Consider the following 208-nt stretch of genomic DNA (forward strand, 5'->3'; position numbering starts at 1 on the left):
GCACGAGCTGAAGCCCAAACTTTTTTAGGTTTTCCATCGATAAGAACAGTAACTTTTTGAAGGTTTGGTTTTACGGCACGTTTTGTTTGGTTCATCGCGTGTGAACGGTTGTTTCCTGATACAGTCTTACGACCTGTAAAGTAACATACTTTAGCCATTGTGTTTTCCTCCTATTAGATCTAATATAGCGGATGTGCTAGCACCACAT

At 40.4% G+C, this 208-nt stretch carries 1 protein-coding gene; it reads right to left on the reverse strand.

Features of this window, described 5'->3' with window-relative positions:
* Positions 1–158: 50S ribosomal protein L28 (gene rpmB / locus HMPREF2655_RS03070; protein WP_049501243.1), on the reverse strand; the 158-nt coding region annotated here is incomplete at its 3' end.
* Positions 159–208 lie beyond the last annotated feature (50 nt).

Source organism: Streptococcus sp. HMSC066F01, from assembly GCF_001837335.1.
In the GTDB taxonomy this organism is placed as follows: Bacteria; Bacillota; Bacilli; order Lactobacillales; family Streptococcaceae; genus Streptococcus; species Streptococcus oralis_S.